The following is a 13,954-nucleotide window of genomic DNA, read 5'->3' on the forward strand; positions in this document are numbered from 1 at the left end:
TCCTTTATTCACATATCCAAATGGATAAACGTTAATAACAACGTATTTTTAATGTTGTATTTTACAAGTGCAGTTTTCCCTTATTAACCCTAGGAAAAGAGCCATTCCAGGGGTTCACATTGAAATCATTAATATGAGAGATGACGAATTAAAAATTACGCTCCTGACGGTTTGGTGTGCATCATAAACTACGAATTCTAGTTGATTTTGCCTTATATCCGTTAGGTGTCGTTGTATGTCCTCTTCCGACAATTTCGTCTCTGCCAGAGAACGCTTGCAGCCGATCATTGAAACGATAACGCGTGCATCGCAGGAATTCGAACGCGACCCCGCGCTTGTCCGAAATGTCGTTCAGGATTTGAAGACTGCCGGACTGGGTCGCGTACGTCTGCCAAATAGATTTGGCGGGTATGGAGCATCTCTCAAGCAGAGTTTCAGTCTGCTGCGAGATCTGGCGACAGCAGATTCAAACCTCCCGCAAATATTTCGTGCTCATTTTGCATTTATTGAAGGCAGGCTCCGCCACGCTCACAAATCTGCCGAATGGTTTGATCGTGTCCGTGAGGGCGCACTCTTTGGCGCAGCTATGGCAGAACGCGCAGACGAAACAGGCGTGTTTACACAGTTGAGTTCTGATGGAAATGAGTTTCGCCTGAATGGGACGAAGTACTATTCGACCGGTACCCTCTATGCTGACTGGATCATTGTCTGGGCGGCAGAGGGAGAGCAACGGGCACACGTCCTGGTCCCTTCAGATGCCCCTGGTGTCACACGTATCGATGACTGGGATGGGTTTGGTCAGCGTCTTACGGGCAGCGGAACAACTGTTTTTGACAACGTCTTAATTGGCCCCACACAAGTTCTGGATCGCTCTCAGCCCGGGAATATTCCGGCTCATTCTTATCTCGCCGCTTACTATCAGCAATTTCATCTTGCAGCCCTGGCAGGAATTTCAGCTGCCGTACTGCGCGATGCTGTGGACTTTGTGCGGCCTAGAACACGAACTTTCGGGGTCCCCGGCAAAGTTGTTCAACGAGAAGATTCCGTTGTTCAGGGTGTTGTTGGGCGCCTGTCCGCCCTTGCGTTCTCGACGTCTGCTTTGGTCGATCGCGTTTCGGATGCATTGACTGAGGCTGAACCTGCCTGGCTGCGGGGCGATACCGAGAGCGTCACGTTTAGCGAGGCAGAAGAAGCGGCCTTTAAAGCGCAGCAAATCGTTATTGATCAAACGCTTGAAGCTGCAAATCTGCTTTTTGAAGTTGGCGGGGCATCCGCTACCAGTCAGACCAAAAATCTTGATCGCCATTGGCGCAACGCTCGTGTTCTGTCCTCACACAACCCTGCGGCCCAGCGCCGCCGGGAACTCGGGGATCTGGCTTTGAACGATACCCCTCTTTGGACGCCATACCGTGAAGGTCTGAAGAAAAGTCTCTCCAAGGAGCCGGCATGAGTAAGGCATCGGCCCCTAAGCAGTTAAAAGTCAATCTCTTCGAGATGGCCTGCGTGAGTCACATTGTTCACGGAATGTGGAAGGCGCCTGACAACAATCGCCACCGTTTCGGGGAAATGGCATTCTGGCTGGAACAGGCGCGCCTCGCGGAAGACGCAGGTTTCGACGCAATTTTTCTTGCCGATGTCATCGGGGTTTATGACCGTTTTAACGGACTTGACCCCGCCCTTCGGCTGGGCGTGCAAATCCCCAACCTCGATCCGCTCTCCCTGATCCCGGCTATGGCCGCTGTCACCACGCGTCTAGGGTTCGCCGCAACATTTTCAACGACTTATGAGCCACCGTTTGCCTTTGCCAGACGTATGAGCACGTTAGATCTTCTGACCGAAGGGCGCGTTGGCTGGAACATTGTGACCTCCTACCTGCCAAACGCCGCCAGAAACTTCGGCCTCGCGGACGAAATCGAGCACGACGAGCGTTACGAGCGGGCTGAGGAATATCTTGAGGTTCTCTACAAGCTCTGGGAGCAGAGCTGGGACGAAGACGCCCTGGTCATCGATCGTGAGAAGGACGTTTTCACGCACCCGGATCGCGTCCATTACATCAATCACAAGGGTCGGCATCATCAAGTTGAGGGGCCGCATCTTGTGCAGCCCACACGCCAGCGCACGCCCGTTTTATTCCAGGCAACCGGCTCCAAACGTGGCCTGGAATTTGCAGCCCGCCATGCGGAGGCCGTTTTCATTGGTGGCCGTACGCGCGAGGAAATTCGCCACAACATTGCACAGACACGCGAGCAAGCGGCCCTGAACGGACGAGACCCCAACGACCTGAAGTTTTATGTCATGGCCGGCCTTATCGCTGGGAATACGGAAGTCGAAGCTCACGAGAAGCTAAGCCGTTACCGGGCGCGCTATAGCGTCGAAGCTGCTCATGTCCACGCGCAAGCCGAGATTGATCTGCGGAATTTTGACCGCTCGCTGACCATTGGTGAGGCGCTTGAACAGTCAGGGCGTCCGTTTGGAAACATGGGACGTCGATTTGGCCCGGATCAAACAGTCGGTAGCGCGCTGGACCAGATTGCCAGTTTTGAACAGGGCCGCTTTTTCGTCGCTGGCACACCGTCCCAGATCGCGGATGCTGTTGAGGACTGGCTCGACGAAGACGGCATCGACGGGATTAACCTCCGCCAATACCACACGTTTGAGACGGCCAGAGATTTTGGAGAGCTGATCGCCCCTGAGCTTCGCAAGCGTGGTCGTCTGCCAGAGCGCAATACCCCTCCAGAGACATTCCGTCATCGCCTGTTTGGTTTTGACCGCCTTCCAACAAGCCATCCCGCCCATCAAGCCTCCCTAACCGTTCACGCCCAGACAGCGAGTTTTTCATGAGCACAAATACCGCCATCGGGAGTGTCCCCGAGAAAATCAACGTTCTTTGGTTCCTCCCAACTCATGGAGACAGCCGATATCTGGGAACGCAGGAAGGTGGCCGCAGCGTTGATCTGCCATACCTCCAGCAGGTCGCACGGGCTGCGGACAGTTTGGGATATTACGGCGTCCTCCTCCCCACAGGTCGGAGTTGCGAAGACTCCTGGATCGTTGCGTCCTCCCTTATTACGTCCACTGAACGCCTGAAATTTCTGATAGCCGTCCGCCCTGGGTTGCAATCTCCAACCTTCGCGGCACGTATGACGGCGACACTGGATCGGCTATCCGGCGGCCGCCTCCTTATCAATGTTGTAACGGGTGGAGATCCCAAAGAAAACGAAGGGGACGGTCTCTTTTTCGACCATGCTACCCGCTACGAAATTACTGACGAATTCCTGTCGATCTACTCTCGTCTTCTGAAGGGCGACACCGTCAATCACGAGGGCAAGCACTTCCATATTGCGGACGGCCAGATCCTTTATCCTCCTCATCAGGCTGGGGGGCCGCCTCTGTATTTCGGCGGATCTTCTGAGGCGGGAATACAGGTCGCGGCCAAGCGGATCGACAAGTATCTGACGTGGGGAGAGCCACCGGCACTTGTTAAGGAAAAAATTTCCCGTGTTCGCGAGGCCGCTGCGCGTGAAGGACGCGAAGTCAGTTTCGGGATCAGGTTTCATGTCATCGCCCGTGAGACAACAGAAGAAGCCTGGGCCGCGGCAAACCGCCTGATTTCACGCCTTGATGACTCGACCATCGCACAGGCCCAGTCTGTATTCTCAAGGCTGGACTCAGTGGGACAGTCCCGTATGAGCGCCCTGCATGGCGGACGACGGGACAAGCTGGAAGTCAGCCCTAACCTCTGGGCTGGCGTCGGGCTGGTCAGAGGCGGAGCTGGCACGGCTCTGGTCGGTGATCCAGCCACCATTGCCGAGCGAATTGATGAGTACAGACGCGCTGGTTGCGACAGCTTCATCCTTTCCGGATACCCTCATCTGGAAGAAGCTTACAGCTTTGGCGAACTAGTCCTTCCGTTGCTTCCCACAGCTCATCCGACACGTGCAGCCGGCGGTCAGAACAATATGGGGCCGTTTGGTGAGACGATTGCCAACTCTTATCGCCCGGCCCAAGCCTCTTCATGAACGTGGAAGTCCAGATCAGCCGCCCTCCCGTTTCTGCCACCCTGGCAATTATTGGTGGCGGAGCGACAGGGACGATGATTGCGTATCATCTTCTTCGTAAACGCCGAGATCTGGGTGTCGGTAGCGTTGTGATCTTCGAGCCTCGCGCCCGGTTGGGTGCGGGCGTCGCGTATGGCAGCACAGATCCACAGCATCGCATCAATGTTCCAGCGTCAAGGATGAGCATTGATACGGATAAGCCTGATGACTTTGCGCAGTGGTTCAAATGGCACAGTCACGAAACCCGTGATCCGGAAGCCTTTTTGCCATCTGGAGACGTTTACCCGACGAGGTCAGAGTTTGGCCGCTATCTCTTTGAGAGAATAACGCCATCTCTCGTCAACGAGACACTCAGGCATGTTCAGGATGCCGTAGTAGCCGTGCAGCACGATGGTCAGCACTGGCTGATCCATACCGCTCAAGGCACGGTATTTACCGTATCGGATGTCGTCATTGCGACATCTCATCCCGCTCCCGCCCTGCCGTATCCCCTCAAAAAAATCGCGGACGATCCACGTGTGATCTCCGACCCATGGGCGAAGAATGCCTTCAAAACCATAGATCCTCGCGCAGGGATTGCCATCGTAGGTACCGGCCTCACAATGGCAGATGTTGTAGCAACGCTCACCGCACAGGGGCATCTGGGCCCTATCACCGCGGTTTCCCGACGTGGCCTACGCTCCCGGGGGCATTCTCCTCAGCCTACCAGTCTCTTCGGGGATTTTTCCACCAACCCTGAACAGACGGCGTTAGGTCTGCTCACACGCATTCGTAAGACACTTAGTTTAGCCCCGGACCGCCCGTGGCAAGACGTTCTGGATGCTGTGCGGCGACAGGGCAAGGCTATCTGGACGGCACTTCCCCCAACGGAACAGCGTCGGCTTGTCCGCCATCTTCGACCGTTCTGGGATGTCCATCGTTTTCGGATCGCGCCACAGGTCGAACGCGCTCTGAACCTGAGATCAGAAACTGGCTCACTTACGGTTCTTGCAGCGCGGATCGAACGTGCGGAAGCCACACCTGACGGCCTGACTCTGCATCTCCGGGAACGTGGGGGACGAACCCGCGCGATCCGGACAAACATTCTGATCAATACCACTGGCCCGGACCATGCCGGTATTCTGACGAAGCCGGGCTTTCTCTCTCGTCTGGCTCAGGATGGTTTTGTGCAGAAAGATCCCGTTGGTCTCGGGCTCTGGACAGGGGAAGACCACGTGGCCCTTGTTGGCGGACGCCCGGTATCAGGCCTGTTTATTGCCGGACCACTCTCCCGTGGGACCTTTGGCGAGCTTATGGGTTTTCCGGAAGTAACAGCGAACGCTCAATCTGTCGCCACCCGACTGGCCGATACCCTTCAGATCTCGACACATTCTGAACAGGTGCATTCATGACGTCTGCTCAAACTGCCACATCCGGCACGCCTCGCCCTGTCATCCGTCATGCTGACGATGTTTCCGCCATCGTCAATGCAGGGCCTCAAGGGGGCGGGCACGCAAACATTATCGTTGCCCTGGCTCTCGGTGGCGTCTTTCTTGACGCCTACGACCTGACAACGCTCTCCTACGGCATTGGTGACGTACAGAAGCACTTTGGTCTTTCCACATCCGCCACAGGGATGGTCGCAGCAGCGATGAGTGCAGGCACGATCGTCGGGAGTATCGCTGGGGGATGGCTGACCGACCGGATCGGTCGATACGCCGTTTTCATGGCGGACATGATCTGCTTCGTCATTGCAGCCCTCGTAGCAGGCATGGCGCCAACGGCCACCATCCTGATCCTTGCCCGTTTCGCAATGGGTTTTGGCGTCGGAATGGACCTGCCTGTGGCCATGGCATTCCTGTCGGAGTTTTCAAAGCTGAGTGGAAAAGGAAGCAAAGCGAGCCGGGCTGCGGCATGGTGCCCGACCTGGTATGCGGCTTCCTCGCTCTGCTTTTTCCTTGTCTTTGCCCTTGATGCGGTCGTTCCAGCCACTCATCCGGACTGGCTGTGGCGCGCGTCATTGGCCTTCGGAGCACTGCCCGCGCTTCTGATCATCCTTGTCCGTAACAGGTACATGAGTGAGTCCCCTATCTGGATCGCTCGGAACGGAGATCTGGAAAAAGCAGCGGAAATTTTAAGGGCGTCTCATGGCATTGACCCGGTTCTTCAGATCGAAGCGCCTCCTATCCGACCACAACCTCACGGGATTGCCCCCCTCTTCCGGCAGCCCCTGCTGAAGCGTGGAATTCTTGTCAGTATCATTTCGATCGTCAGTGCCTACTCTTACGCCGCAATCGCGTTCGGGGCGCCGAGTTTGCTCGCAGGAATGCTGCACCTCGACCGTAAGCAGGTTCTGATTACATCAATCATTCTGAACCTCGTCTTCGCATTTACGGGTGGTTTGATTGGGGTTCGTCTGGCGCGATACGTGTCGTCCCGTAAGGTCAATATCGCTGGATATATCCTGCAGGCGATCTCCATCGGAACTCTGGCGATTGTGGGCACGCCACATTCCACGGCAGGCGTCATAGCGGTACTCGCAGGTTTTGCAGGGTATCTTTTCGGTCAAGGTTTCGGACCCGGCTGCCAGCAGATGATCTACGCCACACTGACCTACCCAACCGAAATCCGCGGCGTGGGTATTGGCATGAACCGGCTCATTTCTGGCTTGGGCGCCACCATGGCTATGTGGGCTCTGCCTAGTCTCTATGCGAATTTCGGGACGAACCTTTTCTGGTTCATTTTGAGCGCGCCTCTGATCGGTCTGACATTGCATCAGGTGATCCGTTGGGATGTCTTCAATTACGACCCAGATGGCGACGACACATTAAAGTCCGTGCTGAGGCCCGCACCTCGGCAAGACGCATCCCCTCAACACTCAGCCCTCGTAAATCAGGGCTGAGTACAGCCGAGCCCATCTCTCGCCGTTTCATCCTGATCGTTTTCAAGGAGCGCCTGTGTCTCTTATCCCCGTAAACGCGTTTGATATGAATTGCGTCTCCCATCAGGCAAGCGGTCTATGGCGCCATCCAGACGATCAATCATGGCATTACAACACCCTCGGATACTGGACCAACCTCGCAAAAACGCTTGAACGCGGCCTGTTCGACGGTCTTTTTATCGCAGATGTTCTTGGCATTTACGACGTCTATGGGGGCGGACCGGAAGCCGCATTGCGCAATGCATCTCAGGTGCCCGTTAATGACCCGGCCATGCTGATTTCTGCCATGGCCGCTGTGACCGAGAACCTGGGTTTTGGGCTAACAGCAACACTTTCCTTCGAACATCCCTACCCCTTTGCTCGCCGTATCAGCACATTGGATCACCTGACCAACGGACGGATGGGGTGGAACATTGTAACGGGCTATCTGAACAGCGCCGCAAAAGGCGTGGGTCAGCAGCAGCAGACGTCTCATGATGAGCGCTATGACGTCGCGCGCGACTACATGCAGGTTTTGAGGGGCCTGTGGGAAAGAAGCTGGGAGGATGGTGCCGTTCTTCGAGACAGAGAACTCGGAATTTTTACAGACCCCTCAAAGGTTCATCGTCTTCAGCACAAAGGCAAGTATTTTGAGGTCGATGCAATTCATCTCTGTGAACCCTCACCACAACGAACGCCCGTTCTCTATCAAGCTGGCACGTCCAGTAAAGGGCGGGCTTTTGCCGGCGACTACGCTGAATGCGTCTTTATTGCCGGCCCGTCCAAAGAGGTGGCACGACATGCTGTTTCTGGGCTGGAGGCAGAGCTTCAACGCACGGGACGTTCCCGAAAATCACTCAAGATTTTCTCACTCATAACCATCGTCACTGCCGAAAACGATGCGGCTGCTTTGGAAAAATGGGCGGAGTATAGAAAATATGTCAGCCATGAAGGGGCTCTGACGCTCATGTCAGGATGGACAGGGATCGATTTTTCGACCTTCGATCTCGATGATCCAGTCCGTCATATCCGCAACGATGCCATTCACTCCGCCATCGATGCCTTGACCGTTGTTGACCCCAAACGGGTCTGGACTGTCAGGGAACTGGCAGAACATGCTGCGATCGGGGGAATGGGCGTGACGTTCGTTGGTGGGCCTCAGAAAGTCGCGGATCAGATCGAAACCTGGATTGAAGACACAGGTATTGACGGCCTCAATCTCGCATATGCCATCACCCCCGGAAGCTTCGAGGATTTCGTGACATATATCGTGCCAGAGCTTCAAAAGCGTGGCCGTTACAAGACGGAATATCAGCCCGGAACTCTGCGGGAAAAGCTCTTCGGAACATCTGAACCACAATACAACACGGCGGCTCCATGACTGATCCACTTACCGTTATCACCCGTCGCAGTCTGTTGGCAGGGGGGCTTGCACTCACTTTTGCCTCCTCAGCGCACGCAGCCACGCCTGTCATCCGTATTGGCTACCAGCGCTACAGCACTCTCGTTATTCTCAAGGCCTCTGGTGCCTTGGAAAAAGCATTGGCGGGCCGCGCGAATGTCGTGTGGTCAGAATTTGTCGCTGGTCCACAACTCTTGCAAGCCCTGGTAGCGGGAGCACTCGATCTGGGGCAGACCGGTGATGCTCCGCCAGTGTTTGCATCGGCTGCAAGTCCTGATGCGCTTGTGTATGTAGGGCACGAGCCTCCTGCTCCACTGGCTGAAGCCATTCTCGTCCCTAAAGACAGTTCGATCCGAACCCTCGCGGATCTAAAGGGCAAACGGATTGCTCTCAATCGCGCGTCCAATGTCCACTGGTTTCTTCTTCAGGTTCTCCATAAAGCCGGTTTGTCTTTTCATGACATCAAACCAGCCTATCTGACCCCTCCCTCTGCTCGTTCCGCTTTTGAAAGCGGCCAGATTGATGCGTGGGCAATATGGGACCCCTACCTCTCCAGTGCGCTTTCCAACAGCCCGCGCATTCTGACGACGGCTCAGGATATCGTCGCCAATCGAGAATTTTTCCTTGCTCGCCGTGGATTTGCAGAAAGTCAGCCTGACCTTCTTCGGGAGGCACTTCGCCAGATCGCGCAAACCGATGATTGGGCCCAGGCCCATAAGCCTGAAGTGTCCCGTCTTCTCGCAACACAAACGGGATTGCCATACGACACGGTTTATTCTGCAATCAAAACACGTGATTTCAGTTATGCGCCTATGAGTGCAGAGATTATTCAGGAACAACAACAGGTTGCTGACGGATTTCTAAAGGAAGGACTTTTACCGTCACACGTTGATATTGGTTCAACGGTCTGGAAGTGATCAAAGCTCTTGATGTAGGAGCCTTTGGAGGCAGGTTCACATTTCATTGCCGCCCCAATACTCAGGGATTTGTCATATAAGACGTGAATCAAACTCATATTTACCGCCATATAAATCAAAACCGAAAAGTAATATAATATTATCAACCATCGTATTTGGTGATATATTTTCAGGCAAGGAATACTTGGATGCGATGTAAGTGTTGTGATGCCTGAGAGGCATTAAGCCTTGTTGTGAAGTTGCGTCGGGCGCATCACAGGTAAAGACGTTGTGTATCTGTATCTTGCGTCAAACAACGCGAGAATGGAGAAGCACATAAATCGTCAATACAGGTGCGATCGCAGTCTTCACACATAAAATACAGAGCTCCCCAAGCGAGCTAAAGCATCAACAAACATGAGGCAAAATTTTGCCTCCGAATGAGCTTGAAAATGAAGAGCATGAAAAATCGGGTGTATTTTCACACAGGTTTTCGCCTCGGTGTGTCTCGCGCACGACTGTCTTCCGTCCTGTTAAGTGCGGTTGCAATGACACCGCTTGTGAGCGAGGCTGCGGAACACAAAATTCACACGAACCATCATCGTACAGGCGCTTTAAGTAAAAAACCGGCGAAGTCCTCTACCGTAAATGGTGCGCAGTCTCCTGATACGCTCTATCGTCCTGCTCCTCCTAAACCCTTTGTTGCTCCGAGCAGTGAGACAATCAAGGTTTCTACTCGGCGGCGTTCTGTTGTGGACCAATCGAAGGCGGCGTTAAGCACTATTCCTGGCGGGGTTAGTGTGATTGACGCGCATGAAGTTCTGAAAGGTCGGAACTTCACGAATGCTGACGTTCTTGCATTTCAGCCTGGTGTTTTTGCGCAGAGTTCGGGCGGCGGTGATGGATTGCGCCTCTCTATCCGTGGATCAGGGATTCAAACGGGTACGAACTATTTTCGCTCAGGCATCCTGATGATGTTCGACGGACTACCTGTCACGACCCCTGCCGGTACGCCATACGAACTCTTTGAGGCACTTGGGGTGCGTTATACCGAAGTACTCCGTGGAGCCAATGCATTCGATTATGGAGGCATGCAATTAGGGGGCGCCATCAACTACGTAACCCCTACGGGTTACGATGCAGACGTATTCCAGGTTCGGGCAGAAGCCGGAAGCTTCAATTATAACAAGCAACAGATCAGTTCAGGAAAAGTCATCGGGAAGTCTGACTACTATGTCAGTGTCACTAAATCCTATCGGGGCGGATACCAGCAGCAGACTGCGGCAAGCAGTTTTGGTGTAAACGCAAACTATGGATACCGCTTCAATGACAAGGTCTCCACACGGTTCTTCTTCCGGTATCGGCAGACGCAAAACGGCTATCCGGGCTTCCTGACACGCGATCAGATCATTGATAATCCAAAACAGGCACAATCAACTTACGTTGCGCTGCATTCCAAACGCATTCAGCCGGGCTCAAAATGGTATGGAAACATGACTACCATCCGGATTGACGATCATTCCAAGCTTGAGTTGGGAATTGATTATCAGGATGCTCCGATTGATATTGAAAACGGTACGACCGCTGGCGTTTGGGGATACAAGACGATCGCTGGCGTGATCCGCTACAGCCGCAAAGACAAGCTGTGGGGACATAGCAACGACGCATTGTTCGGAATTGACACCTATAGTGACCTGGATGCCTGGCAAACCACCCGTACACGAACATATACGGGCACGTATGCCGGGATTCCTCTTGGAACAAAGCTCCGGCACGCTACTTACGGCGGAACGGACAATTATTTCCATATCAGAGATAACTTCGAACTCTTTCATAATTTCTGGCTGACGGGCGCTGGAGCACTGGACTTCGTACAGCGCTCTACGGCCGTGACGTATCCAACGCAAAGCTCTCTCGGCACCTCGGCCGTGGGCTTTACCCCGCGCGGAGGATTTCGATATGTCATCAGTCCGCATGTTTCTGTGTATGGAAACGTCAGCCGCAGTTTTCAGCCACCTAATGACTGGCAACTTCTGTCTGGTGCCAACTACACGACTGGACCTGCGGCAGGCTTGACGGCAACGGGGGCCAGTCTCGAAAATCAGACGGCAACAACATACGAAATCGGCACGACAGGTGACTGGCTACACAATAAATGGAGCCTGACCTACTACTATTCCTCCGTCAGGAACGAACTTCTGTCAGTTATGACTCCGCTGTCACAGCTTTACGGAAATGCGACCTACTCGAACGCCTCTCCAACTGTGCATCAGGGGGTGGAAGCTTCACTGGAGACCGACCTTTATAAATGGTCCGGTGGAACATTAGGTCTGCGACAGTCCTATACCTACCAGGATTTTCATTTCAAAAATGATGCTGTGTTCGGGCGCAATAAACTTCCGGGGATTCCAGCGCATTTTTACCAGGGAGAAGTCCGCCTCGATCTGAAAAATGGTTTCTATGCGGGGTTCAATGCACAGGTTTCGTCAAAGGTTTCCGGCTCTTATGACGATACCTATTTCGCGCCGTCCTATCATATCTATAATGCCAATGTTGGCTATGAATGGCCCGGCAAGCATCGTCAGGTATTTCTGTCATTCAACAACCTGACCAACAAGCATTATGCCTCCATCGTAGTGCCTGGATACATTGCAGGGGGAAAGCAGTTGTCGGTCATGCAGCCGGGAGATGGTTTCGGCCTCTTTGGCGGTGTCTCAGTCGGCTTCTAAACCGTGTTGGGGCAAGACGGAGACCGTCTGCCCCACTCCGAGCCAATTGGAGAATCTGACGCAAAGCGATAGCGGCCTTCACAAGAGCGAGAGCTTGGCTACCTTGAGATGATCGGTCCGGATCATACTTGGCTCCATCCTTGTGTATGCCCCCCTGCTGCGTGGCCCCTAACTTCCAACGGAAAGTCGCTAAAACGACGGCTTACCCATGTTTTTGGAGAGCTATCCTCAGGCATAGAGGCGGCAAGAACATGGAGAGCCACTCTTAATAAATTTTGTGCCCACAAGCGAAAGTTGGACTTTACTACCCCCTCCCCCTCAGGGTAGGGAATGGACATGGCACACGAAACACACACTTTCATCAAACCTCGCCTCAAGCAGGCTCACGGCCATATCGCCAAAGTCATAGAGATGATGGAGGAAGGTCGCTCCTGCTCTGAGCTTGCTCAACAGCTTGCGGCTATCGAAAGCACCATCCGTGGTGCCAAGCGCCTGCTCGTGCAGGATCATCTTGAACGATGCATCGTTGATGCCGTCGCCGATGGCAAAATGAGCCGCGAGGACGCCATTCAGGAATTTTCTTTCCTTGTGAAATACTTTTAAGGAACGAGACAGGTGCGGTTTCCAGCACATATCTGCTTCGTGGCGCCGCGCAGGATGGCACTCGCCTGCCTGTTGTCAGTCGGCTGGTTTCCAACGCTAGCCCTCAGTGCAGATGACACGGTTATTCCACTCCATACGGCTCTGGGAGCTGCTTGGGACAACGATCCAGTCCGCCAGGAGCTGGCCACTAACGCTCAATCTGCCGATGCCCGCGCAGCAGCAGCCAAGTCCTGGTTTGCAGGAGGCCCCATCCTGACGGCAAGCTACAGCGATGATCGGGCGTCCGGTACAAATCTGGGATACATCACGTGGCAAGGGGGCGTGTCAGTGCCGCTTTGGCTTCCTGGCCAAGGAAGTGCAACCGAGCACCTGGCTCAGGCTGATGCCAAAGCCGCTCTTGCTCGCGTTGAAGTGGAGCGCATGGCAATCGCTGTGCGCGTGCTGGAACAGAGTGGTGCGACCATTTTGGCTGATCGTCGCGTCATAGCAGCGCATATGCTCGTGCGGTCGATGGAACATATTGCGTCTTTGACATCCCAGTCAAAGGCGCAAGGCGAAACGACCGGCGTTGAGATGCAAGCAGTCAATGCTCAGCTCGCGGATATTCGCTCTGAGTTGGCTGAAGCGGAAGAAAATCAAACCCGAACCCGCGCCGAGTTACTGTCCCTGCTGGGCATTCCAGGTCTTCCTGATATTCTGTCGGCACAGGCGCCGTGGCTTGCCCGGATCCCGACTGGCAATCTTCAGGCTCTGGAAAACCTTGATCCTCGCCTACAGTCAGCTCACCGCGCTGTCGTGGCCGCTGAGGAAGACATGCATCTGGCCCGGTCCAGCTTCATGCCCAATCCTGAAATAGGGATCGATGCAATTGATGAGGGGCAATACGGCAGCCCGTGGGCGACACAGGTTGGCGTGAATGTGCGCGTCCCTCTTCCCAGCGATGTTACACATACGCCCCTTCTCTCTGCTGCTCGGGACCGTCTCGCCGCAGCGACGCGTGCTGAAGTTCAGGCACGCCGTGCCGTTCATACGGAACTTGTTCAGGTCATGGCGCGGGTGAAAGCGGCTCATGAAATGCTGTTGCAATCGCAGACAAGTGCATCCCAGACCATGAAGCGTGCAGATGCCATGGAACATTCATGGCGCCTTGGTGAGACACCACTCATTGAAGCACTACGCGCCAGAACGGATGCGTGGCGCGCTCTCCTAACCTTGAATCAGGCCGAGGTTGCCTGGCATAGCGCCATCGTGCGTATCTGTATTTCCACAGGGACACTGCCTTGAAAACCATACGCTTTTTGCCGCTTTGTATGTTCGGGATTATGTCCGTACCCTGTCAGGCGGAAACTCCTTCGTGGCTAAAGCCT

10 protein-coding genes are annotated in these 13,954 nt (G+C 54.4%); all 10 read left to right on the plus strand.

Annotation, left to right across the window (positions count from 1 at the left end; all coding sequences use genetic code 11):
* Positions 1 to 235 precede the first annotated feature (235 nt).
* Entirely contained in the window at positions 236 to 1,450 is a 1,215-nt protein-coding gene (locus M2305_RS14270; RefSeq protein WP_264649762.1) for an acyl-CoA dehydrogenase family protein, read from the plus strand.
* Positions 1,447 to 2,841 carry an NtaA/DmoA family FMN-dependent monooxygenase gene (locus tag M2305_RS14275; protein ID WP_264649763.1) on the plus strand — a complete coding sequence of 465 codons (1,395 nt, stop codon included), beginning with the start codon at positions 1,447 to 1,449 and terminating at the stop codon, positions 2,839 to 2,841. The genes M2305_RS14270 and M2305_RS14275 overlap by 4 nt, the downstream gene beginning before the upstream one ends.
* On the plus strand, positions 2,838 to 4,019 hold the full coding sequence (ssuD, locus tag M2305_RS14280) for an FMNH2-dependent alkanesulfonate monooxygenase (protein WP_264649764.1): 1,182 nt from the start codon (positions 2,838 to 2,840) through the stop codon (positions 4,017 to 4,019). Before M2305_RS14275 ends, ssuD begins: the two co-directional genes overlap by 4 nt.
* Positions 4,016 to 5,449: an FAD/NAD(P)-binding protein gene (locus tag M2305_RS14285; protein ID WP_264649765.1), complete on the plus strand. Its 1,434-nt coding sequence runs from the start codon at positions 4,016 to 4,018 to the stop codon at positions 5,447 to 5,449. Before ssuD ends, M2305_RS14285 begins: the two co-directional genes overlap by 4 nt.
* Complete coding sequence (locus M2305_RS14290) at positions 5,446 to 6,939, plus strand: MFS transporter (protein WP_211512336.1); 1,494 nt, start codon at positions 5,446 to 5,448, stop codon at positions 6,937 to 6,939. Before M2305_RS14285 ends, M2305_RS14290 begins: the two co-directional genes overlap by 4 nt.
* Positions 6,940 to 7,024: 85 nt before the next feature.
* Complete coding sequence (locus M2305_RS14295) at positions 7,025 to 8,338, plus strand: LLM class flavin-dependent oxidoreductase (RefSeq protein WP_276556590.1); 1,314 nt, start codon at positions 7,025 to 7,027, stop codon at positions 8,336 to 8,338.
* The gene (locus tag M2305_RS14300; protein WP_264649767.1) at positions 8,335 to 9,276 is read left to right on the plus strand and encodes an aliphatic sulfonate ABC transporter substrate-binding protein; all 942 of its coding nucleotides are present in this window, start codon (positions 8,335 to 8,337) and stop codon (positions 9,274 to 9,276) included. Before M2305_RS14295 ends, M2305_RS14300 begins: the two co-directional genes overlap by 4 nt.
* A 431-nt stretch (positions 9,277 to 9,707) precedes the next feature.
* Complete coding sequence (locus M2305_RS14305) at positions 9,708 to 11,984, plus strand: TonB-dependent receptor family protein (RefSeq protein WP_264649768.1); 2,277 nt, start codon at positions 9,708 to 9,710, stop codon at positions 11,982 to 11,984.
* Between the two features lie 336 nt (positions 11,985 to 12,320).
* A complete protein-coding gene (locus M2305_RS14310) occupies positions 12,321 to 12,587 on the plus strand; it encodes a metal-sensing transcriptional repressor (protein WP_064275554.1) in 267 nt (88 codons plus the stop codon).
* Between the two features lie 12 nt (positions 12,588 to 12,599).
* Positions 12,600 to 13,871, plus strand: a complete 1,272-nt coding sequence (locus M2305_RS14315) for a TolC family protein (RefSeq protein ID WP_264649769.1) — start codon at positions 12,600 to 12,602, stop codon at positions 13,869 to 13,871.
* The last annotated feature ends 83 nt before the right edge of the window (positions 13,872 to 13,954 follow it).

Source organism: Gluconobacter cerinus, from assembly GCF_025961355.1.
Lineage (GTDB): Bacteria > Pseudomonadota > Alphaproteobacteria > Acetobacterales > Acetobacteraceae > Gluconobacter > Gluconobacter cerinus.